Source organism: Microvirga makkahensis, assembly GCF_009830105.1.
GTDB lineage: Bacteria > Pseudomonadota > Alphaproteobacteria > Rhizobiales > Beijerinckiaceae > Microvirga > Microvirga makkahensis.
Genome location: NZ_WURB01000023.1, coordinates 26,284 through 48,091 on the forward strand (window position 1 = coordinate 26,284; position 21,808 = coordinate 48,091).

General features: G+C 63.5%; 24 protein-coding genes, 1 tRNA gene and 1 pseudogene. 17 read left to right on the forward strand and 9 right to left on the reverse strand.

What is annotated here, in order from left to right; translation table 11 throughout:
* The first annotated feature begins 10 nt into the window (after positions 1-10).
* A complete protein-coding gene (locus tag GR328_RS21070) occupies positions 11-1,465 on the forward strand; it encodes a cobyric acid synthase (RefSeq protein ID WP_160887424.1) in 1,455 nt (484 codons plus the stop codon).
* On the opposite strand, the gene cbiB is transcribed toward GR328_RS21070, so the two are convergent.
* Complete coding sequence (gene cbiB, locus GR328_RS21075) at positions 1,452-2,438, reverse strand: adenosylcobinamide-phosphate synthase CbiB (RefSeq protein WP_160887358.1); 987 nt, start codon at positions 2,436-2,438, stop codon at positions 1,452-1,454. The genes GR328_RS21070 and cbiB overlap by 14 nt on opposite strands.
* A gap of 12 nt (positions 2,439-2,450) precedes the next feature.
* Here cbiB and cobD point away from each other — a divergent pair, with 12 nt between their 5' ends.
* Positions 2,451-3,467 carry a threonine-phosphate decarboxylase CobD gene (gene cobD, locus GR328_RS21080; protein ID WP_160887359.1) on the forward strand — a complete coding sequence of 339 codons (1,017 nt, stop codon included), beginning with the start codon at positions 2,451-2,453 and terminating at the stop codon, positions 3,465-3,467.
* A gap of 237 nt (positions 3,468-3,704) precedes the next feature.
* On the opposite strand, the gene GR328_RS21085 is transcribed toward cobD, so the two are convergent.
* The 3 genes from GR328_RS21085 to GR328_RS21095 all read right to left on the reverse strand — a co-directional run bounded on the left by GR328_RS21085 (position 3,705) and on the right by GR328_RS21095 (position 4,563).
* Positions 3,705-4,052, reverse strand: coding sequence for a hypothetical protein (locus GR328_RS21085; RefSeq protein WP_160887360.1), 348 nt, complete (start codon positions 4,050-4,052; stop codon positions 3,705-3,707).
* Positions 4,053-4,080: 28 nt separating this feature from the next.
* The gene (locus tag GR328_RS21090) at positions 4,081-4,455 is read right to left on the reverse strand and encodes a hypothetical protein (protein WP_160887361.1); all 375 of its coding nucleotides are present in this window, start codon (positions 4,453-4,455) and stop codon (positions 4,081-4,083) included.
* A gap of 18 nt (positions 4,456-4,473) precedes the next feature.
* Positions 4,474-4,563, reverse strand: a tRNA-Ser gene (locus GR328_RS21095).
* A 274-nt stretch (positions 4,564-4,837) separates the two neighbouring features.
* On the opposite strand from GR328_RS21095, the gene rplU reads away from it, so the two are divergent.
* From rplU to proB, 5 genes are all read left to right on the forward strand, one after another.
* Positions 4,838-5,230 carry a 50S ribosomal protein L21 gene (rplU, locus tag GR328_RS21100; RefSeq protein ID WP_160887362.1) on the forward strand — a complete coding sequence of 131 codons (393 nt, stop codon included), beginning with the start codon at positions 4,838-4,840 and terminating at the stop codon, positions 5,228-5,230.
* A gap of 36 nt (positions 5,231-5,266) precedes the next feature.
* Positions 5,267-5,533, forward strand: a complete 267-nt coding sequence (gene rpmA / locus GR328_RS21105) for a 50S ribosomal protein L27 (protein WP_160887363.1) — start codon at positions 5,267-5,269, stop codon at positions 5,531-5,533.
* A 178-nt stretch (positions 5,534-5,711) separates the two neighbouring features.
* The gene (locus GR328_RS21110) at positions 5,712-6,362 is read left to right on the forward strand and encodes a GNAT family N-acetyltransferase (protein ID WP_160887364.1); all 651 of its coding nucleotides are present in this window, start codon (positions 5,712-5,714) and stop codon (positions 6,360-6,362) included.
* 118 nt (positions 6,363-6,480) lie between these two features.
* Positions 6,481-7,515 (forward strand): GTPase ObgE, encoded by a 1,035-nt coding sequence (obgE, locus tag GR328_RS21115; protein WP_160887365.1) that lies wholly within the window; start codon positions 6,481-6,483, stop codon positions 7,513-7,515.
* On the forward strand, positions 7,512-8,657 hold the full coding sequence (gene proB, locus GR328_RS21120; protein WP_160887366.1) for a glutamate 5-kinase: 1,146 nt from the start codon (positions 7,512-7,514) through the stop codon (positions 8,655-8,657). Before obgE ends, proB begins: the two co-directional genes overlap by 4 nt.
* Here the strand turns inward: proB and GR328_RS21125 are convergent.
* On the reverse strand, positions 8,597-9,364 hold the full coding sequence (locus GR328_RS21125) for a DUF72 domain-containing protein (protein ID WP_343039443.1): 768 nt from the start codon (positions 9,362-9,364) through the stop codon (positions 8,597-8,599). The genes proB and GR328_RS21125 overlap by 61 nt on opposite strands.
* A gap of 199 nt (positions 9,365-9,563) precedes the next feature.
* Between GR328_RS21125 and GR328_RS21130 the strand changes: the two genes are divergently transcribed.
* The 7 genes from GR328_RS21130 to GR328_RS21160 all read left to right on the forward strand — a co-directional run bounded on the left by GR328_RS21130 (position 9,564) and on the right by GR328_RS21160 (position 15,866).
* Positions 9,564-10,805, forward strand: coding sequence for a glutamate-5-semialdehyde dehydrogenase (locus GR328_RS21130; protein ID WP_246216021.1), 1,242 nt, complete (start codon positions 9,564-9,566; stop codon positions 10,803-10,805).
* A 68-nt stretch (positions 10,806-10,873) separates the two neighbouring features.
* Entirely contained in the window at positions 10,874-11,458 is a 585-nt protein-coding gene (locus GR328_RS21135) for a nicotinate-nucleotide adenylyltransferase (protein ID WP_205790195.1), read from the forward strand.
* A 151-nt stretch (positions 11,459-11,609) separates the two neighbouring features.
* Positions 11,610-11,939: a ribosome silencing factor gene (rsfS, locus tag GR328_RS21140; RefSeq protein WP_343039446.1), complete on the forward strand. Its 330-nt coding sequence runs from the start codon at positions 11,610-11,612 to the stop codon at positions 11,937-11,939.
* A 16-nt stretch (positions 11,940-11,955) separates the two neighbouring features.
* Positions 11,956-12,450: a 23S rRNA (pseudouridine(1915)-N(3))-methyltransferase RlmH gene (gene rlmH, locus GR328_RS21145; RefSeq protein ID WP_160887370.1), complete on the forward strand. Its 495-nt coding sequence runs from the start codon at positions 11,956-11,958 to the stop codon at positions 12,448-12,450.
* A gap of 3 nt (positions 12,451-12,453) precedes the next feature.
* The gene (locus tag GR328_RS21150; protein WP_160887371.1) at positions 12,454-13,809 is read left to right on the forward strand and encodes a murein hydrolase activator EnvC family protein; all 1,356 of its coding nucleotides are present in this window, start codon (positions 12,454-12,456) and stop codon (positions 13,807-13,809) included.
* Entirely contained in the window at positions 13,809-15,122 is a 1,314-nt protein-coding gene (locus GR328_RS21155; protein WP_160887372.1) for a S41 family peptidase, read from the forward strand. The genes GR328_RS21150 and GR328_RS21155 overlap by 1 nt, the downstream gene beginning before the upstream one ends.
* A gap of 204 nt (positions 15,123-15,326) precedes the next feature.
* The gene (locus GR328_RS21160) at positions 15,327-15,866 is read left to right on the forward strand and encodes an RNA pyrophosphohydrolase (protein ID WP_160887430.1); all 540 of its coding nucleotides are present in this window, start codon (positions 15,327-15,329) and stop codon (positions 15,864-15,866) included.
* A 510-nt stretch (positions 15,867-16,376) separates the two neighbouring features.
* Here the strand turns inward: GR328_RS21160 and GR328_RS28345 are convergent.
* Positions 16,377-16,784, reverse strand: coding sequence for a hypothetical protein (locus tag GR328_RS28345; protein WP_160887373.1), 408 nt, complete (start codon positions 16,782-16,784; stop codon positions 16,377-16,379).
* Between GR328_RS28345 and GR328_RS28350 the strand changes: the two genes are divergently transcribed.
* The gene (locus GR328_RS28350; protein WP_160887374.1) at positions 16,771-16,950 is read left to right on the forward strand and encodes a DUF1236 domain-containing protein; all 180 of its coding nucleotides are present in this window, start codon (positions 16,771-16,773) and stop codon (positions 16,948-16,950) included. The genes GR328_RS28345 and GR328_RS28350 overlap by 14 nt on opposite strands.
* A 78-nt stretch (positions 16,951-17,028) precedes the next feature.
* Here the strand turns inward: GR328_RS28350 and GR328_RS21175 are convergent, their stop codons facing one another.
* The 3 genes and pseudogenes from GR328_RS21175 to GR328_RS28630 all read right to left on the reverse strand — a co-directional run bounded on the left by GR328_RS21175 (position 17,029) and on the right by GR328_RS28630 (position 20,052).
* Positions 17,029-17,211 (reverse strand): hypothetical protein, encoded by a 183-nt coding sequence (locus GR328_RS21175; RefSeq protein ID WP_160887376.1) that lies wholly within the window; start codon positions 17,209-17,211, stop codon positions 17,029-17,031.
* Between the two features lie 489 nt (positions 17,212-17,700).
* The gene (locus tag GR328_RS21180) at positions 17,701-18,450 is read right to left on the reverse strand and encodes a calcium-binding protein (protein ID WP_160887378.1); all 750 of its coding nucleotides are present in this window, start codon (positions 18,448-18,450) and stop codon (positions 17,701-17,703) included.
* A 603-nt stretch (positions 18,451-19,053) separates the two neighbouring features.
* Positions 19,054-20,052, reverse strand: a pseudogene (locus GR328_RS28630) (GlxA family transcriptional regulator).
* Between the two features lie 61 nt (positions 20,053-20,113).
* On the opposite strand from GR328_RS28630, the gene GR328_RS21190 reads away from it, so the two are divergent.
* A complete protein-coding gene (locus GR328_RS21190; protein ID WP_160887380.1) occupies positions 20,114-20,656 on the forward strand; it encodes an isochorismatase family protein in 543 nt (180 codons plus the stop codon).
* An 86-nt stretch (positions 20,657-20,742) separates the two neighbouring features.
* A complete protein-coding gene (locus GR328_RS21195) occupies positions 20,743-21,513 on the forward strand; it encodes an MBL fold metallo-hydrolase (protein ID WP_160887382.1) in 771 nt (256 codons plus the stop codon).
* Positions 21,514-21,808: the final 295 nt, after the last annotated feature.

Here is a 21,808-nt window from a genome sequence, read left to right on the forward strand (position 1 = left end):
GCGCGCGCTCATGGTGCAGGGCACCGGATCGAACGTCGGCAAGTCGCTCCTCGTCGCGGGTCTCTGCCGCGTCTTCGCACGGCGCGGCCTCCAGGTCCGCCCCTTCAAGCCGCAGAACATGTCGAACAACGCCGCAGTGACTGCGGATGGCGGCGAGATCGGGCGGGCGCAGGCTCTGCAGGCGCGCGCCGCAGGCGTAGCTCCGAGCGTGCACATGAACCCGGTGTTGCTCAAGCCGCAGAGCGAGATCGGATCGCAGGTGGTCGTCCAGGGCCACGTCGTTGGGACGGTGCGGGCGCGCGAATACCAATTCTGGAAACCGCGCCTCCTCGAGGCTGTTCTCGACAGCTTCGGCCGCTTGTCCGACGAGGCCGATCTTGTCCTTGTCGAAGGCGCGGGCTCGGCCTCCGAGGTGAACCTGCGAGCCGGCGACATCGCCAATATGGGCTTCGCCCGCGCGGCGGACGTTCCCGTAGTGCTCGTAGGCGACATCGATCGGGGCGGCGTCATCGCCAGCCTCGTCGGCACGAAAGCAGTGCTCGACGAGGCGGATGCGGCCATGATCAAGGGGTTCATCGTCAATCGTTTCCGAGGCGACCCGGCGCTGTTCGACGAAGGCATGCGTATCATTGCAGAACGCACGGGGTGGACGGCCATGGGCCTCGTGCCGCATTTTGCCGATGCGGTCCGCCTGCCTGCCGAAGACGGACTTGGGCTCCGGCGGGCGGGCACGCGCCGGAGAAACGCTTCCGTCGTCATCGCCGTGCCGGTGACGCCCTGGATCTCGAATTTCGACGATCTCGATCCCCTACGTGAGGAGCCGGGCATCGATGTGGTGCTGGTCGAACCCGGCGAGCCGCTTCCCGTCGATGCCGCGCTCGTGCTCCTGCCCGGGTCCAAGACCACCATCGACGATCTTCTCTACATCCGCGCCCAGGGCTGGGACATTGACCTCAAGGCACATGTGCGCCAGGGAGGGCAAGTGCTGGGGCTCTGCGGCGGGTATCAGATGCTGGGGCAGCGCATCGAGGACCCCTTCGGCATCGAGGGCGAGGCGGGCCGCTCCGTCGAGGGGTTAGGGCTTCTCGATGTGGCGACGACGCTCACGGCCAAGAAGCACCTGGAGGCGGTGACCGGCGTCACGATTCCCGACGGAACGCCGCTCTCAGGCTATGAAATACATATCGGCCAGACCTCCGGGCCGGACGCTTCCGACCGCGCCTTCGCGCGGCTGGATGCGGGCCGCCTCGACGGCGCGGTCTCGGCGGATGGGCGGGTGGCAGGCACCTATGTGCACGGTCTATTCACCGATGATCGCCAGCGGAAACGTTGGCTTGAGCGGCTCGGGGCCGAAAGCAGCGGCCTCGCCTACGAGGCTCTGGTCGACGATATCCTTGACCGCTTCGCGGATCACCTGGAGGCGTACCTCGATTGCGACCGGCTGTTTGCGATCAGCGCACGATAAGGTAGACGACGAGGGCCAGTCCCGCAGCCAGTCCGAACTGCAGCCCGCAGGCTGTCCGATAGAGGGCAAGCGCGCGCTCGATATCCTGCGCCGTTGCTTCTGCGCGTCCATCCCCCATCCAGCGATCCTCCACCTGCACATCCCCATAGACGCGCGGCCCGGCGAGCCGCAGGCCCAGCGCCCCCGCCATTGCGGCCTCGGGCCAGCCGGCATTGGGTGAGCGGTGATGTGGGGCATCCCGCCACACTGCATTGAAGGCTTGGCGCGGTGAGGCGTCTCGGTTCAGGGCGGCAGCGGCGATGATGAGGAGGGCCGTGAGGCGCGAGGCTGGCAGATTCACGAGATCGTCGAATCGGGCCGCCGCCCAACCGAAGGCCTCATGGCGGGGTGTGCGATGCCCGATCATGCTATCGGCCGTATTCGCCACCTTATAAAGTGCGGCGCCAACGAGCCCACCCACTCCCAGCCAGAAGGCGGGCGCAACAACCCCGTCGGAGAAATTCTCGGCAAGGCTCTCGATGGCGGCGCGGGATACTCCTGCCTCATCCAGGCTCTCGGGGTTGCGGCCCACAATCAGTGAAACCGCCTTGCGTCCGCCGTTGATTCCATCCTCGCGCAAGCCGGCGGAGACGGTCGCCACATGATCATGAAGGCTGCGCTGTGCGAGAAGGCTGCTAGCCAGAACAGCCAGCAGACCAAGACCGGCCATTCCAAGAGAAAAAGCAGCGATTTCCAAGAGCTTGGCTACGGATACAGCAACAGCCAGAAGGAGCAAGAGCGCTAATGCCCCGGCGACGCGGCGTCGGCTGGGCGACCAGGTTTCCCGATTCAATGTACAGTCGAGCTTTGCAATGAGCCACCCGATCCAGGTGACGGGATGCCTGATCAGCATATAAAGGCGATTAGGATAGCCGAATGCGGCCTCTGTTGCGAGGCCTAGGACCAGGATCAACAGGGTGTCGGACCAAAGCATGGGTAGAGTCGGATGAGTAAGGAGCGTATCTGGCACGGAGGCGATCTTGATAAAGCACGGCGGCTTTTCCCCGAAGCGCCCGAGCCGTGGATTGATCTGTCGACGGGGATCAACCCCATACCTTATCCCTTGCCCGACTTGCCACCTCATTTGTTCGAGCGGCTTCCTTCGCCCAGAGCCCAAATGGATCTCGAGGTCGTCGCAGCGGAGGCCTACGGTGCTGTGGATGCCGCGACGGTTATGGCGGCTCCGGGCACTCAAGTTCTCATCAATCTGCTGCCAGTTCTATGGCCCCGCTCCCAGGTCGCTGTCTTGGCTCCCACCTATGCGGAACATGCACACGCCTGGCGCATGGCAAGGCATCAGGTTACCGAAGCCGCATCCTTAGAGCAGGCAGAAAATGCCGACATTGTCGTTTTGGTGAATCCCAACAACCCTGACGGCAGGGTTCTAAAGCGGTGTATGCTGCTCGGGTTGTCCGAACGCCTCAGGCAACGCGGCGGCTGGCTTGTGATCGACGAGGCTTTCGCGGACTTCGAATCTGACGAGAGCTTGGTTCCCCATCTGCCAGAGAATGCAGTCATCCTACGCTCCTTCGGCAAAACCTATGGGCTGGCGGGTCTGCGGCTTGGATTTGCCATTGCAGCGAGTGAAACCGTCATGAGGCTGAGGAGGATCCTCGGTCCCTGGGCGGTGTCTGGGCCAGCAATTGCGGTGGGGAAGCAAGCACTTCTGGACCGGGACTGGCGTGACGCGGCCCAACAGGCACGAGATGCCGATGCCCGCCGCCTTGATGCTCTCCTCGGGCCTGTTTCGGATCAAGTCCCGCGAGGGACTACCCTCTACCGCCTCATCGAAAGCCGGCATGCATCGGATTTATTCGCCCATTTAGGGCGCCGTGGCATATGGGTGCGGCGTTTCGAATACAACCCGAGGATCCTTCGGTTGGGGCTTCCTGGATCAGAAGCGGCTTGGACCCGCCTTGGCGAAGCGATCGCCGCTTTTCGGAACGCCAAAGAGAGCGAATGATCCTGTGGCGCGCATGATCTTGTCGCCTTGCGGAGTGACGGCGATCGGGTAGACCGATCCGGCATGAGCCATTTCCTGAATCAGCTGCGTGCCTGAGCCTTTGTCCTCGATCAACACTGCGTGCGGACGATGCTGATGATAGAGATCGAGCACATGACGCCTCAAAGCCGGATAGCCGAGCCGGTCGCGGTCCGCGTCGAGAAGATCGTAGCTGCCGTTGCGGATCAGTCAGGTCGTTCAGACCGAGTACTCATTCAGCTCGCCCGCTGTCGAGGCCGCGCCCCAGTTTTGGACGATCTGATCCTCCGGCTCGCGGGCGGGAGCAACCTTAAACCGCTCAAACCATGACCATTTGATCAGGCCGCCGTCGACCGCCACCGATCGCTGCTGGTACTGGGGTGCAAAGTCATAGGCGCCGAGGTTTTGCCGCGTCTCGTCCAGCACGTCGGCCTCGGTGATCGCCGGCAGGTTCAGGGGCTGCCAACCGCCTCTCTCCAAGAGATGACCTGCAAGATCATCCACGTGCATGCGCCACATCACCGGGATGATCGCGCCTTCCGTCTTTTCGTCGAGCCGGGACAGCACCGTGCCGTCAAATCAGCGCCGTGCCCGGTCAGAACGCCGTTGACCGAGGTGGCGAGCCGTCCACCGCCCTGAGTGATCTTGCGCCCTGGGTGATCTTGAGCTCCGACTCGGTATTCTTGGCTGGACTGAACCGTGTTCGGGGCCAGAGCTCCAAGTACCAGGACGACTGCATGAAGCTGCGGCACAGGTTGTGCAGCTCAACAGAGAGGTCCTGAGCATGGCTGGCGCAGATCGATATGAGATGGCGCGGCGTTACCGTGATGATGAGCCGCCGGATCCGGCCTTCTGCCACCTGCTGCAGATCCCAAGTGATCGCCTCGACGAGCCAGTTCGGCTTGAACGGATCACCGGGCCGAATCGTCGCAAAAGTCTTGTGGGTGAAGGAGCCGAAATCCTCCCGCAATAATTTGAAGGAAGGATCTGGCGGAGAGGGGGAGATTCGAACTCCCGATACGGTTGCCCGTATGCCGCATTTCGAGTGCGGTGCATTCAACCACTCTGCCACCTCTCCGGAGGGCGGAAGCTTTGGCCCCGCTGGTTGAGGCCGGGTGGATATCATGGGCTTGTCGGCTCTTCAAGCACCCTGGTGCATGTTTTTGCGGGGTTTTTGGTTGACAAAGCCGGAGACTGTCCGTAGGTACACATCCTCTACAAGCGGGTAAGAGTGCCTGCTTGATCCATGCGGCTGCGCCAAGCGGCCGTGAAACGAAGCCGGAAACTGCCAAAAAGCCAATCCTGCGGGCCAAGTGCCTCGTTGAGATTTGGGTTTGAACACGAGGATCAAGATGTTCGCAGTGATCAAGACCGGCGGCAAGCAATATCGCGTTGCCGCCAACGACGTCATCACCGTCGCCACGCTCGCAGGCGAGCCGGGCACCGCCGTTACGTTCGACCAAGTTCTCATGGTCACCAACGATGGCGAGACCCAGGTTGGCGCTCCCCTCGTTGAGGGCGTGACCGTGGCAGGCGAAGTGGTGGAGCACACCCGCGGCGAGAAGGTCATTTCCTTCAAGAAGCGCCGCCGCCAGAATTCGCGCCGCAAGCGCGGGCATCGCCAGGACTATACCGTCGTGCGGATCACCGAGATCCTTGCCGGTGGCGCGAAGCCCAAGAAGGCTGCGGCCAAGAAGACCACCAAGGCTGCGGCGGACGACGCTGCGCCGGCCACCGCTGAATAAGCGTAGGCAACTGACACAGAACACGGGAGTAGACCCATGGCTCACAAAAAAGCAGGCGGTTCGTCTCGCAACGGTCGCGATTCCGAAGGCCGTCGTCTGGGCGTCAAGAAGTTCGGCGATCAACAGGTTGTCGCCGGCAACATCATCATTCGTCAGCGCGGCACGAAATGGCATGCGGGCGCGAATGTCGGCATGGGCAAAGACCACACGCTCTTTGCTACGGCCGACGGCCGAGTCCGATTCCTTACGCGTCAAGGCCGAGCCTTCGTATCGGTCGTACCGGCCCAAGAGGCCGCAGAGTAAACGGCGAGAGCAAAGCGAAGGAGCTCCCGCCGGCATCGCACCGACCCGGCGGATCAGAAGCTCCAGATGGCCCCTCAAGGCCAAGCTCAGATCCGAAAACCAGCAGGGGAGGTGGGATGTCCACCTCCCCTTCGCGTTTTCCGGGCCAGGGAGGCCCACTTCGGATCGGAGCAAGATCATGTTTCCCGACCTCACCCGTGACGATGTTTTCCGTCTCGAGACCCGCCGCCTGTGGCTGCGCTGGCCTCGGCTCGCGGATGCTCAAGCCGTCGTACGCCTTGCCGGTGAGAAAGCTGTCGCGGACATGACGGCCCGAATTCCGCATCCGTACCACCCGGAACAGGCAGAGCGGTTCATCTTCGGGTCCAGGCGGTCCAATGCCAACGGCGAGGGCCTGCAGCTGGCGATCACGCCCAAGGGCAAGCCGAACAGCCTTATCGGCATGGTCGGCATCATCCCCGACCCGGATACCGGCAAGCCCAGCCTGGGCTATTGGCTCGGCATCCCCTCCTGGGGGCAGGGCTACGCCACCGAGGCGGCTCGCGCGCTGATCGATGCCTTCTTCGCCTATGGCGACGGACGCGAGGTCACCGCCTGCGCCCGGGTGATCAATCCGGCCTCCCGGCGCGTGTTGGAAAAGTGCGGCTTCGCCTATCAGGGGGCCGGGCTCTCCGAGCTGCCGGCCCGGTGCGGCCTCTATCCGGTCGACCACTTCCGCCTCGACCGGCGGACCTGGGAGAGCCTGAAGGCCTGGGGTCACACGGGCTTCGTCCCCGAGCCCGCTTCCGTCGAGGTGGAGCTGGATCGCTCAATCTCGCTCGCGAGCTAGGCGGCGGCCCTTGAGAACCGAGGCGCTCCCGAACCATTCGGGGGCGCTTCTCATTTATCTGCGTTGTTCGTGTGCGAGCGTTGCCCATGGGCATGTTGTCCCGTAAAGGACACGGGTTATGAAATTTCTCGATCAAGCCAAGATCTATATTCGCTCGGGCAATGGCGGCGCAGGCGCCGTATCGTTCCGCCGTGAAAAGTTCATCGAATTCGGAGGGCCGGACGGAGGCGACGGGGGCCGTGGCGGCGACGTGTGGGCGGAGTGTGTGGAGGGGCTCAACACCCTCATCGACTACCGTTACCAGCAGCACTTCAAGGCGAAGACCGGCGGTCACGGCATGGGCAAGAACCGCGCCGGAGCCAAGGGCGCCGACGTGGTGCTGAAAGTACCCGCCGGCACGGAGATCCTGGAGGAGGACGGCGAGACCGTCATCGCCGACATGACCCATGTGGGCCAGCGGGTGCTGCTCGCCAAGGGCGGCAACGGTGGCTTCGGCAACGCCTATTTCACCACCTCCACCAACCGGGCGCCGCGCCGGGCCAATCCGGGCCAAGAAGGTCAGGAGCGCACGCTCATCCTGCGCCTGAAGCTGATTGCCGATGCCGGCCTCGTGGGCCTGCCCAATGCGGGAAAGTCGACGTTTCTTGCCACCGTCACGTCGGCGAAGCCCAAGATTGCCGATTACCCGTTTACTACCCTTCACCCGGGCCTCGGCGTGGTACGTGTGCATGGACGCGAATTCGTGTTGGCGGACATCCCGGGGCTGATCGAGGGTGCGTCGGAGGGGGTCGGGCTGGGCGACCGTTTCCTGAGCCATGTGGAGCGCTGTCGCGTGCTGCTGCACCTCGTCGAGGGCACGAGCGAGGATGCGGGCGAAGCCTACAGGACCGTGCGCCATGAGATCGAGACCTATGGCCACGGCCTCGTCGAAAAGCCCGAGATCGTCGCTCTTTCGAAGGCGGATGCGCTGGACGAGGAGAGGCTCGGGGAGCAGCTTGAGAGGCTGAAGAAGGCGTGCAAGCGCACACCTCTCGTGATCTCCTCCGCGTCGGGCCAGGGCGTGCAGGAGGTCCTGCAGGCTTTGCTCACCGTCATCGACGAGGCTAAGGTCGAGGAAGAGACCGTCGACACCCAAGAAGAGTGGCATCCGTGAGCCCCCAGATCAGCCAGTTCCGCCGCGTCGTTCTGAAAGTCGGCTCCGCGCTCCTGGTGGATCGTACCCGCGGACGCCTCAACCATGCGTGGCTTGCCGCCCTTGCTGAGGACATTGCCGATCTCCATGCGAAAGGCGCAGATGTTCTCGTCGTCTCCTCCGGCGCGATCGCCATGGGGCGCACGGTCCTGGGGCTTCCCTCAGGTCCGTTGAGGCTGGAGGAAAGCCAGGCCGCCGCCGCCGTCGGCCAGATCACCCTCGCGCGCACCTGGTCGGAGGTCCTCGCCCATCACGGCATCACGGCGGGACAGATCCTGGTGACGCTCTCCGATACTGAGGAGCGGCGCCGCTACCTCAATGCCCGCGCGACGACCTTGAAGCTGCTTGAGATGCGTGCCGTGCCTGTGATCAACGAGAACGACACGGTGGCGACGTCCGAGATCCGCTACGGCGACAACGATCGTCTGGCGGCGCGGGTCGCCACCATGATCGGCGCGGATCTCCTGGTGCTCTTCTCCGATATCGACGGGCTCTATACGGCGCCGCCTGCATCCGATCCCCAGGCCCGGCACATCCCCATCGTCGAGCGCATCACGCCGGCGATCGAAGCCATGGCGGGAGGAGCCGCGTCCGAATTGTCCCGCGGCGGCATGCGCACGAAGATCGAAGCGGGCAAGATCGCCACGTCCGGCGGCACGCATATGATCATCGCCGACGGACGTGCGAAGAACCCGCTCAGGCGCGTGACCGAGGACGGGCGCTGCACCTGGTTCCTCACGCCTTCCAACCCCGTGACTGCGCGCAAGACCTGGATCGCCGGTGCCCTAGAGCCGCGCGGAACGATCGTCGTCGACGAGGGCGCAGCGCGCGCCTTGCAGGGCGGCGCGAGCCTTCTGCCTGTGGGCGTGCGCCGCATCGAGGGCACCTTCCATCGGGGGGATGCGGTGACGATCCGCGACGAGAACCGCGTTCTTGGCCGCGGCCTCGTGGCCTACGACGCCGAGGAGGCTGCGCGCATCATCGGCCGCCCGAGCCGCGAGATCGAGGCCATCCTCGGCTACCCTGGACGGGCCGAGATGGTTCACCGGGACGACATGGCGCTGAGCGACGGATCGTCGGCCAGGAGCCTCAGCAGGGTCTGAGCGTCGCCGGGCGCTGCGCTTTTGATGTCGTTGTCGAAATAGGCGTAAACGTCGCGTCCCTCCCGATGCCATTCCGCGATCCGGCGGGCCCAGGCGCGCAGGGTTTCCTCGCCGTAGCTGCCGGCGTAGCGTCCGTCGGTGCCATGGGCACGCACATAGACGAATTCGGCGGTGGTCACCCAGGGGGCCGGCGCATCGGCGTGATCGGACAGGCAGAGCGCAGCATTATGATCGCGCAGGATCCGGAAGGTCGTCTCCTCGTACCAGCCCGGATGGCGGAACTCGAAGGCGATGCGCCGGTTCCGCGGCACGAGAGACAGGCATCGCGCCACCCGCTCCCGCGTTTCGTCGCCGGCCCTGAAGATGGGGGGCATCTGGAACAGGACGGGACCGAAAGTATCGTCTAGGCCCTCCATGCGGCCGAACACGAGATTGATGCTCTCCTCGATGTCCTTGAGCTTCTTCATGTGTGTGATGAAGCGGGAGGCTTTCCAGGCGAAGAGGAACCCATCCGGCGCGCGCTCCCGCCATGCCCCGACGGCCTGCTCCGTCGGCAGCCGGTAGAAGGAATTGTTGATTTCCGCCGTATCGAAGCGCTTTGCGTAATAGGAGAGGAAGTCCTTGATCTTTAAGTCCTCCGGGTAGAAAGGTCCGTGCCACGATTTATAGTGCCAGCCGGACGTCCCCACCCGGATCTCAGGGGGCACAGGGGCGCGCCTCGCCGAACGGCTTGGCCCTGGCGCGGCCTGGCGTGCTATGGATCGCGGATGGTAGGTTGCCCTCCGGTCAGAGGAGGGATGGGACTTGGACATGGACGATACTCGAGCCTTGAGCGACAATTCTTACGCGGGACATCTCAACGCGTCAGGGGCAACTTCGGTTGGATATTCCGATGTCCCAGCGCTCATGACCGGGCTGGGCCGCCGCGCTCGCCAGGCCGCCCGGCGCATGGCCCTGGCCTCGAGCGAGCAGAAGAATGCGGCCCTGCGCGCCATGGCCGCCTCGATTCGCACGCGGGCCGCCTCGATCCTCGCAGCCAATGCCGAGGATCTCGCCGAGGCCGCAGCCACGAGTCGGACGCCGGCCTTCATCGACCGTCTGACGCTCAATCCCGAGCGGCTGGAGGCCATTGCCGAAGCGGTGGAAAGCGTTGCCGCCTTGCCCGATCCGGTCGGACGCGTGCTGGCACGGTTCGAGCGCCCCAACGGTTTGCGGATCGAGCGCATCGCAACGCCGCTCGGCGTGATCGGCGTGATTTTCGAGAGCCGTCCGAATGTCACGGCGGATGCGGGCGCGCTCTGCCTCAAGGCCGGCAATGCCGCGATCCTGCGCACAGGTTCGGAGAGCTTCCGCAGCGCGCTCGCCATCGCGGACGCAATGGGAGAAGGTCTGGAGAGGGCCGGTCTTCCCGCCGATGCCGTCCGTCTTGTCCCGACGCGCGACCGCGCAGCCGTGGGCGCCATGCTGACCGGGCTCGACGGTAATCTCGACGTCATCGTGCCGCGCGGGGGCAGGAGCCTCGTGGCGCGCGTGCAGGAGGAGGCGCGGGTGCCGGTCTTTGCGCATCTCGAAGGTCTCAATCACGTCTTCGTGCATGAGAGGGCTGATCTCGAGATGGCGAAGGCCATCGTGCTGAACGCCAAGATGCGCCGCACCGGCGTCTGCGGCTCGGCGGAGACGCTCCTCGTGGATGGTGCCTGCGCCGCGACGCATCTGAAGCCGTTGGTGCTCATGCTTCTCGATGCGGGCTGCGCCGTCCGCGGCGATGCGGCCACTCAGGCTGTCGATCCGCGCGTGACGCCTGCGACGGAGGAGGACTGGCGCACGGAATATCTCGACGCGATCATCTCCGTGCGTGTCGTGGGCGGCCTGGATGAGGCCGTCGCACATATCGAGACCTACGGCTCCCATCATACCGACTCCATCGTGACCGACGATGCGGCGGTGGCGGAGCACTTCCTCAGGCAAGTGGATTCGGCCATCGTGCTGCACAACGCCTCGACCCAGTTCGCCGATGGGGGCGAGTTCGGGTTCGGGGCCGAGATCGGCATCGCCACGGGCCGGATGCATGCGCGGGGCCCCGTCGGCGTGGAGCAGCTGACCTCGTTCAAGTACCATATCCACGGTTCGGGTCAGACGCGTCCGTGAGTTCTCCACCCTCTCCCTTCCGTCTCGAGCCCTCGGGCCTCGCACGTCTGCCGCTGACGACGCCTGGCATGCGGATCGGGCTTTATGGGGGCTCCTTCAATCCGGCCCATGCCGGGCACCGGCATGTGAGCCTCATGGCGCTCACGCGTCTGCGGCTCGACCGGCTCTGGTGGATCGTCACGCCCGGCAATCCCCTGAAGGATACGGGCGAGCTCGCCTCCACGGAGGCGCGCGTGGCACAGGCAAAGGACATCGCCGACCACCCCCGCATCGATGTGACCGCCTTCGAAGGCGAGATCGGGGCACGCTACACCGTCGATACTCTGGCTTACCTCAAGCGGCGCTTTCCTGGGGTCCATTTCGTATGGATCATGGGAGCGGACAATCTCGCGGGCTTCCATCGCTGGCGCGGCTGGCGGCGCATTGCCCGGCTGATGCCGATCGCCGTCGTGGACCGCCCGGGATGGACCCTGAAGGCGATGCGCTCACGCACCGCGGCGGTCTTCTCGGACGGGCGCATCCGCGAGGCCAGGGCTCCTGCCCTGGCGGGCCTCAGGCCGCCCGCCTGGGTGTTCCTGCACGGGCCGCGCTCGCATCTGTCCTCCACCATGCTGCGGCAAATGGGGCGAACTTCTCCATCCGGGGGACGTTGAAATATCGGGGCATCCGATCTTATCTTAAGGGCGGCGCTCCGTATGAGCGCTGCTTAGAAAGGGCTTGAACCTGAACCGACTGAACTCTCTCGAAGCGGATACGAACACGCTTCCCCCTCTCTCCGGAGCGACTGCTCCGCAGGATGAGGACATCCGGGCCGTCGCCCTGGCTTCCATCGAGGACATGAAGGCCGAGAACACGGTCGAGATCGACCTGGCTGGAAAGACCTCGCTTGCAGACACCATGATCGTCACATCGGGCCGTTCCCATCGCCATGTGGGCGCGATTGCCGACCGCTTGGTCAAGGACCTCAAGGACAAGGGGTTCGGCACGCCGCGCGTGGAGGGCCTGCCTGCCTGCGATTGGGTGCTGATCGACGCCGGCGACGTTCTCGTTCACATTTTCCGTCCCGAGGTGCGTGGCTTTTACAACCTCGAGAAAATGTGGGGTGCCGATCGGCCTCAGGATCGCGCGAGCTGAATGAAAGCCTGAACCGTTGCGATTGAGCTTGCTGGCCGTGGGCCGTGTCAAGAGCGGCCCCGAACGGGAGCTGGTCGAGCGGTACAGGCAGAGGATCGACGGCATAGGCCGGACCTTGGGTCTAGGTGGCCTCGACATTGTCGAGTTGCCGGAAAGCCGGGCGCGCCGGGACGGCGACCGCCGCGCTGAAGAGGCCGCGGCCCTCCTGGAAAAGGCCGGATCCTCCGTGCTGATCGTCTTTGACGAACGCGGCAGGACTCCCTCGAGCGAAGCCTTCGCCGAGCGAATCAGGCGGTGGCGCGACGAGGGCCGCTCCGGAGTGGCCTGCGTCATCGGCGGGCCCGACGGGCTCGATCCCAAGATCCGCCAGCGTGCCGAGCTCGTCGTGTCCTTCGGTGCGCTCACGATGCCGCATCAGATCGTCCGGGCACTCGTCGCCGAACAACTCTATAGGGCGCTGACAATCATTGCCGGGCACCCTTATCATCGTGCGGGTCACGATGATTCCTGAAGAATGGTCCGTTTCAGCTCTTTCCCCTCCCGCAAGGCTCTGAGCTTTGCCGCATGCCTGGCCGTCTCCGCCCTGGGGCCCGTATGGGCCCAGCAGGTGCCTGCACCCATGCCCGGGGCACCCCAGGTATCCCCGGAGACGGAAGAGGAGAAAAAGAAGCGCCAGAACGACCTCAAGGTCCTGGAAGAGGCGATGAACGCGAGCGCCGAGGCCCAGAAGCGCCTCGCGGCCGAGATCGAAGAGATCAAGAGCGACCGGGCCAAACTCAATGCGACCCTGATCGAAACCGCAGGCCGGGTTCGGAACACCGAGGACCGGATCCGGGGTCTGGAGCAGCGGCTCCAGACCCTGACCGCGTCCGAGACAGCCATCCGCCGTTCTCTCGAGAGCCGCCGGGAGGTGATCGTGGAGGTGTTCGCGGCGCTCCAGCGCATGGGCCGCCGCCCGCCACCCGCAGTCCTAGTGCGCCCGGAAGACATGCTTGAGGCCGTGCGGGCCTCCATTATGCTGGGCGCGGTGCTGCCCGAGCTCAGGGCCGAGGCAGAGATCCTCGCCTCCGACCTCGCCGAGCTGGTGCGCCTCAAGGACGCCATCGCCACCGACCGCTCCACTCTCGACAAGGAGCTGACCGCCTTGAACGGCGAGCAGCAGCGCCTGACCGCGCTGATGGCCGCCCGCCAAAGCCGGATGGCCGAGGTGGAGCGCAGCATCGGGGCGGAGCGCGGCAAGGCGGCGGAGCTGGCCCGCGAGGCGGACACCCTCAAGGAGCTGATCGATCGGATGGAGGCGGAAATCGCCGGAGCCCAGAGGGCTGCCGAGGAGGCCCGAAAGGCCGCCGAGGCCCAGGAGCGCGAGGCCAAGGAGCGTTTTGCGCAGGCAGCGTTCCGCGATCCGGCTCGTCTGGCTCCGAAGGTTCCGTTTCCCGAGACGAAGGGCTTGCTTCCCAGGCCCGTCAGCGGTGAAGTTTCCCTGGACTTCGGGGCGGATGACGGCTACGGCGGAACGACGCGCGGCATTTCGATCACGACCCGTCCGAAGGCGGCTGTTGTATCACCGGCGGATGGCTGGGTCGCCTTCGCCGGACCCTTCCGATCCTATGGTCGACTCTTGATCATCAACGCAGGCGGGGGATATTATATTCTTCTGGCCGGTATGGACCAGATCAACGTCGATGTTGGGCAATTCGTGCTCGCTGGCGAGCCAGTCGCAACCATGGGGGATGCTCCTCTCATGAGTTTGACCGGATCCGCCATAGAAAAGAACAATCCCGTCCTCTATGTTGAGTTCAGGAAAGACGGCGGTTCGATCGACCCAGGTCCCTGGTGGGCGAAATCGCAAAGCGAAAAGGTTCGCGGATAATGCGCAAACTCTCCCTATTGATTCTCGGTGTGGCTATCGGCGCAGGCAGCGCGACCATGGTGTCGCAGACGAGCCTGATGACGTCGGGCGCGGTTGCCGCCTCGGCCGATACCTATCGTCAGCTGAGCCTTTTCGGAGACGTCTTCGAAAAGGTCCGTACGGATTATGTCGAGAAGCCCGACGAGTCGAAGCTCGTCGAATCGGCCATCAACGGCATGTTGACATCGCTTGATCCGCATTCGAGCTTCATGGATGCCAAGAGTTTCCGTGACATGCAGGTGCAGACCCGCGGCGAGTTCGGAGGCCTGGGCATTGAGGTCACGATGGAAGACGGGCTCGTGAAGGTGGTCGCGCCCATCGACGACACCCCGGCTTCTCGCGCCGGGATCATGGCCAATGACATCATTACCCAGATCGACGGGGAGCAGGTTCAGGGCCTCAACCTGAATCAGGCGGTCGACAAGATGCGCGGCCCGGTCAATTCCTCCGTCACGCTGAAGATCCAGCGCAAGGAGGCCAAGGATCCCATCGAGGTGAAGCTCACCCGTGAGACGATCAAGGTTCGTCCGGTGCGCGCTCGTGTCGAGGGCGATATCGGGGTTCTGCGCGTCACGCAGTTCAACGAGCAGACCTACGAGGCCCTGCGCACGGGCATCGAGAAGCTCACCCAGGAGATCGGCGCCGACAAGGTGGCGGGCTTCGTCATCGACCTGCGCAACAATCCGGGCGGCCTGCTCGACCAGGCGATCATGGTTTCCGATGCCTTCCTCGACCGCGGTGAGATCGTCTCGACCCGCAGCCGCAACGCCGAGGATACGCAGCGCTTCAGCGCCAAGGCAGGCGACCTGACCAAGGGCAAGCCTCTCGTCGTGCTCGTGAACGGCGGCTCGGCTTCGGCGTCGGAGATCGTGGCCGGCGCACTGCAGGACCACAAGCGTGCGACGGTGCTGGGCACCCGCTCCTTCGGCAAGGGCTCTGTGCAGACCATCATTCCGCTCGGGGGCAACGGCGCAGTGCGCCTGACGACGGCGCGCTACTACACCCCGTCGGGTCGCTCGATTCAGGCCAAGGGCATCGATCCGGACATCGAGGTGTTGCAGGATGTGCCTGAGGAACTGAAGGGCAAGGACGAGACCAAGGGCGAAGCCGGCCTGCGCGGTCATCTTCAGAATGGCAGCGACAAGGAAGAGCGTGGCGGCTCCTCCGCTTACGTTCCGCCGGATCCGGCCAAGGACAAGCAGTTGCTCGCGGCCTACGACCTCCTCCATGGCGTGCGCAAGGGCGCTGCCAACGCGACGACGGCTCCGAACTGAGCCGAAGGACAGCGCGAAAATCATCTGGCCTGGCGGCACGACCGCCAGGCTTTTTCATTCGGGCTTTGACAACCGCGCGGAATAGCTTGTGCGGGCCTCTCCGAAGCGGCACTCTTGAAGCTCGACCTTTGGAACCATCGACCGCAGCCGACGATGATTGAATGATCGGTGAACGAGGGGGCAAGGCAAAGGAGTGAGTGTCCGATGAGAAGCGCCAAAAGCCAGCAGAGCCGGAAGGAGCTGCCCTATCGCTCCTGCGTTGGCGTCATGCTGCTCAACAAGCAGGGTCAAGTTTTCATCGGACGGCGTCACTCCGATGCCAGCGATCAGGTCGCCGACGGTTATGCGTGGCAGATGCCCCAAGGCGGCATCGATCCGGGCGAGGATCCTTACCAGGCCGCCTTGCGTGAATTGTATGAGGAAACCAGCGTTCGCTCTGTAAGCCTGCTCGCAGAGGCGCCTGATTGGTATTCATACGACCTGCCGTCCATGGTGGCCGGACGCGCATGGCGTGGTCGCTACCGCGGTCAGACACAAAAATGGTTCGCCTTCCGCTTCGAAGGCGACGAGAGCGAGATCAACATCAGCCAGCCGGGTGGCGGGCACCACAGACCCGAGTTCAATGAGTGGCGCTGGGAAGACATGCACCGTCTGCCGGAGTTGATCATTCCTTTCAAGCGCGGCGTTTACGAGAATGTCGTCGCGGCATTCAGCCATTTGGTGCCGCAAGTTACGAGAGCCTGATCCTAGAGGATCGTTCTCGCTCCCGCTTCACGCTGCACAAACAGCGACGAGGCGCGAGTTGCTTGAGCGCTTTCAGACAATTGCTGTGATCGATCAGGAGGAACGCACTCTCCGCCTGAACCGAGCACGCCCCCTGTCAAAGATCTCCGCCTCTGTCCGATGCTCCATCATAGGAATAGAGCATCGCTTGGTGCGAGAACCGGATCCGCATTTTCGCACGATGCTCCAAACCTGACGTTGCTGCGCCGGAGGGATTGCTGTCGCTCGCCTGTGCTGAAGTCGTATTCTCGACGTCACCCGAAACACGAAGGCATGTCCGTGTACCACATGTCCGTGTACCAACCGCACCGTGCAGCATTAGGAATGGAACCCTCACCGACACTGCCCCGTTGATACGATCATCAACGGGGCAGGGGCTGCCCCTCGACATATGGAGGGTTTTTCAATGCGTGTAGCTTTGTTGACGACGGTTGCTGCGGCTGCGCTTTCCTTAAGCGTAGCAGCCATCGCTCAAACGAGCGGTAGCACCGGTGGAACGTCTGGCGGCGCATCGGGCAGCGTTTCCGGCAGCACCTCCGGCGGAACGTCCGGCACGACCTCGGGAGGTATGTCTGGAACGAGTTCTGGCACCACGTCAGTGGAAACCTCGGGAGGTACATCTGGGGGAACTTCGACCGGTATATCCGGCGGAACGTCAGGCACGTCCAGCGGGACGATGGGTGGCACCTCGGATAGCACATCCGGCTCGGCCAGCGGAGCGGCGAGCACGCAGAGCGGCGCAGCCAGCACCACCGGCAGTACGACCAGCTCCACCAACATCAACGTAACGAGCGAGCAGCGCACGGAAATCACACGCGCCTTCAGCAGCGTGAACGTGGAGCCGGTCACGAACGTGAACTTCTCGGTGAGCGTAGGCACCGTCGTTCCGGACACTATCGTCACTCGCCTGAATGCATGCCCGAGCGAGGTGGTGCGCATCCTCAGTGGATTGCCGGAATGCCGCTATGTGATCGTGCGCGATCAGGTTGTGATCGTCGAACCCAAGACGCGAAAGATCGTAACAGTCATCGAGCGTCGAGGTTAAGGTTATCGTTCAAGACCAATACGACAGCGCCCGTGGCCAATACCCGGTCACGGGCGCGTGCTTTCAAGGTACCTTCACTCAGGCGGCGTGCGAGAACTCGTCCTTGCACCCTTGCGATTCCTGCTGGGATATCATTGCAATGGCGATCCGGGCATAGTGGCGGAATTCCTCTTTCAGAAACTCCGGCTCTGCATCCCACAGCAGCGCATCGTCCTCGGCCTCGTAGAGCGCGCGAGCGACATATTCGACTTCCTGGTCCATGATAGTGCCCCTTGATGCGTAGGTGATTACTTCTTGCGGCCCCTTGCGACGCGCTGCCGCGGGAGCGCCAGCGCGTGGAAGGGATATGGCCGTGTAACGAAATCCATTTGCCTAAAAAGTTCCCGATTCGGCAAAGGTGCAAAAGGGGTAACTCAACAGAGCTAACACTTCCGGTCCGATCAAGCCCTGCCACATGCCACCGCCCATGGCTCCCGGCAGTCCTAGGAGTCTCAGCAGACGAAGCGGAGCAATTGGAGCTGATCGGCAAGTGATGATGTCCCTGGTTCCAAGCGCATCGTGCGGCCCTTCGGCTTCGCATCAAGCGTATGCTCCCGGTCGGCAGAGACGGCCGGTGGGGCTGAGCGAGCACAGACGAAACTCAGTGAGGACTTGACCCCATTAGGGTGCCGAGAGCGCGACCGGTGAAGTCTCGCGGGACTGCACCGCCTCGTCGGGACGAAGAGGTGCAGCAATGCGGATCCCGGTTCGTTAGACGATGTAGAGATAGCTCATGTCGGCAGCGTGACCGGCACCGGTCAGAATTATACCTGCCTCAAACTGATCGTCGTCGTTGAGATCCGACAGCAGGTATCCGGTGTCGGTTCCGGAGTTGTACAGAAACACGTGTGTCATGCTTGTGCCTGGGAATAGTGCTTCGGCGTCGCGGGCCGCAGCGGCAATCGAAGTCGCGCTTGTGCTGGCTTCACGGTAGTTGGCCGAGGTCGCCTGAATGCTCATGTCGATCCAGTCGTCGAATGCGCTCCAGTCGGAAATTCTGTCGGCGGTCGCGGTTGTGATGCCAGAGGTGCCGGAATAGAACACGAACACATCGTCCCCCGTCCCGCCGCTGAGCAGATCCCGGCCGCTTCCCCCGTCGAGAATGTCGGCACCGGAATAGCCGGAGAGGTAATCCTGGCCCGAGCCTCCATACAGGTCGTCGTAGCCTGAATCGCCATAGAGGCTATCGTTGCCGCTCTCGCCGAAAAGCCAATCCGCGCCGTATCCGCCGACCAGGGTGTCGTTCCCGGAGCCGCCGTAGAGATCGTCGATGTCATTCTCGCCGTTCAGGTAATCGTTGCCGTCGCCGCCGAAGAGAATGTCGTATCCCCATCCCCCATAGATGTCGTCATCCGCACCGAGGCCATAGATGTCGTCATCGCCGTCGAATCCCTCGATCAGGTCAGAGGCTGCCGTGCCGTAGATCAGGTTAGGCCAGTCGTCGCCGTAGATTATCGCCATTGTCTCCTCCGCAATCCTGCCCCAGTCCCCTGCTTGCTCCTCACGACTGCTTGGCCGGCGCCACCGCTCGTTCCCGGGCGCGCGTTGAGAATAGCCGGATGACAGTATGAAACGAGGACCGAATTGTGACCGGGCGGACTGCGCCCGGACGTGGGTCAGGGGGACGGGAGCCGGGGAGCGGCGGCGCTCGTCCGAGCGAGCATGGCGCCGAAACGGATATCTCAGCACAAAGGCTCCAGAAATTGGAGCCGACTTCATCGAGGATGTCGGAATGGTGCCCATCGCCGGGGCAAGTCTATACAGGAGGTTCAATCGGTTACGTCGAGTGGGACAGTCGAAACGTTCCACACAGTTCCAGGACTTTTTGCCTCGATTGTCCCACCATCGATCGCGCTGGATACGCTCAAAAGAGAACCGCCGCACCGGCTGGTCCCCGGAACCGCGGAACCTGCCAGGCTCCAAGTATCTAAACGTCGTCTGGGGCCGCTTTTGCAGCTACAGCATCGGCTATGCTGACGCTGTCGAAAATGAGGTCGCGGGGGTTGTTCAAAAGCATCGACCCCAAGCTGACCTTCCGATGAGCGACGTCAGGCTCGGAGATCGTCAGACGCTGAAGCGTTGGCGGTATTCTTGTGGTGTCAGGCCGACGATCCGGCCGAAGACCTTCCGGAACGCGCTCGCGTCCCTATAGCGGACATCCCAGGCGATCCTTTCGACCGGTGTCTCCGTAAACTGCAACAGCTCACGCGCCTTTCCGACGCGAAGGCGCTGGATGTACTTGCTGGTTGTCAATCCCGTCGCCTTTTGGAAGCGCCGGATGAAGGTCCGTGGCTCCAGCCCGGCCCGAGCGGCGAGGACGGCGAGGTTGGTTCCCTTGCCCTCGGTCGCCTGAAGCCAGTGTTGGACCTTCAGGATGGTCGCGTCGCCGTGATTGAGCTTCGGCGCGAAGGCGCTGGAGTAGCTTTGCTCCCGGCCCGGCGGGTCCACCAGGAACGTGCGGCCTCGACCATGATCGTCGGCCCGAGGAACCTGTCCACAAGTCTTAGGCTCAGATCGATCCACGCCATCACCCCTCCTGCCGTGACGATGTCCCCGTCATCGATGAGCCTGTCGGTTTCCACCTTGGCCTCAGGAACCGGGACAGGAGCTGCTCCTCGTACGACCAATGCGTCGTCACCGTCCTCCCTGCCATCAGTCCGGTTTCGCCGAGCAGGAAAGCCCCCTTGCAGATCGACGCGAGGGAGGTGCCCTGCGCATGCCGACCCTGGAGCCATTGGGCGTATCTCGCTGCCTGCTCCTGGGGCAATGGTGGGCCGAGTCCGGGCGGAATGGCGAGGATGGACGGGTTCCCCTCAGTCCCCGGGAGGTGTCGAAGATCCGCACCAGCTCCCCGGCCTCATCCTGCCATTCCCATGGCTGACCCGCAGGAGCCGGCGGTCGCTTTCCCGTTTCCCTCGCGCGTGCTCCTCAGCATAGGTGAGAAGGTCGGTCATGCCCAGGACCGCGGCCGCCTGGGAGCCCGGGTACAGGATGATCCCGACCTCGGGGATGCGTGTGGACATTGGCAATATCGCCTCGGAGTTTGTCACTTTCGCCGATCATATCGTGGGGCGGAGCGCCGTATCTAGGGATCACCCTCAACGGCAACAAAGGGAAGAGCCCCGTGAGCAAGCGCGCGATCATCGTCGTCGACCTTCAGAAAGATTACCTCGCCACCGGCACCTTCGCCCTCGTCAGGATCGATGCGGCCGCTGCCAATGCGGCCAAGGTGATCGCGGCGGCCCGCTCCGCCGGAGACAAGGCCATCCATATCCGCCACGAGAACTCGGCCGATGCGCCGTTCTTCGTGTCCGGCACCGAGGGGGCCGAGATCATCCCGGCCGTCGCGCCCGCCGAGGGCGAGCTGGTGATCACCAAGAACTACCCCAATGCCTTCCGCGGGACCAGGCTGAAGCAGGCTCTGGACGCGGACGGCATCAAGGATGTCGTGGTCGTGAGCGCGATGAGCCACATGTGCATCGATGGGACAAGCCGCGCGGCTGCGGATCTTGGCTATGCGACGACCATCGTCGAGGATGCGTGCGCCACGCGCGACGTGGAGTTCAACGGCAAGACGGTTCCGGCCGCGCAGGTCCATGCCGCCGATATGTCTGCCCTGGCATTCGCCTATGGCAAGGTCGTGGCGACGGGCGACCTGACGGCCTGACTTCCCTCCTCGTCACGAATGGATTGCTCGCCGAACCCGGCCTTCCGGCCGGCACGGGTCCGCTTCGACCTGTAAGGATCCCCTTCATGAAGATCACGCAAGTCCGGAACGCGACGCTCCGCATTGACTTCGGTGGCAAACGCTTCCTCGTCGACCCTTATCTCGCGGTCAAGGGGGCCTATCCCGCGCTTCCGGGTACGGCCAGCGGTGACAGGCGCAATCCACTGGTCGAGCTGACCGTTCCGATGAGTGAGATCCTCGATGTGGACGCGGTGATCGTCACCCACACCCACTTGGACCACTGGGACGAGGCGGCCAAGAACCTGATCCCCAAGGGCATGCTGGTCCTCGTACAGAACGAGATGGACGCAGCAGCCATTCAGGCCGCGGGGTTCAGCAACACCCGCATCCTTACCGACAACACGACGTTCGACGGCATCACCCTCATCAAGACACCCGGACGGCACGGGTCCGACGAGGCTTATGCGGCTATCAGGGACCGATTGGGGGAGGTCTGCGGCGTCGTCTTCCGGCACCTCGATGAGAAAACGATCTATCTCGCCGGTGACACCATCTGGAACGGGTATGTCGAGGATAACCTGCGGACGCATAAGCCGGACGTGATCGTCCTGAACTGCGGTGACGCCCAGATCATTGGCCTTGGCTCTATCATCATGGGCAAGGAGGACGTCTACAAGGTCCATCGGGCCGCCCTCGGGGCAATCCTCGTCGCCAGTCACATGGAAGCCGTGAACCACGGCATGCTGTCGCGAAGGGAACTGCGGGAATTCATTGCGGAGAAGGGCATGACGCCACGTGTGCTTGTGCCTGACGATGGCGAGGCGGTCTCTTTCTGAGGGACTCCAAATTCTAACACTGAGGCGGCGTGGCCAGATGAGCGGCCAAGCCATAAGGGCAGCCATTGGCACATCTGCGAAGTGGATCGAATATCCGCTTGAGCGGAGAGTAGCAGACTTTCCCAAGGCACCTGCAATTTCCCCGATGATCCGAAGCTGACATTTCGCTCCAGGTTGCAGCATTGTTTTACAAGCCTTGTATTTGAGCTTTCGCCGCTTCTCTGAGCAGATACCATCGCCTTCCGAACTCCCCCAGTCATCGTCCTCTGAGGCCGTTATCTCCCGGGCGATAGTG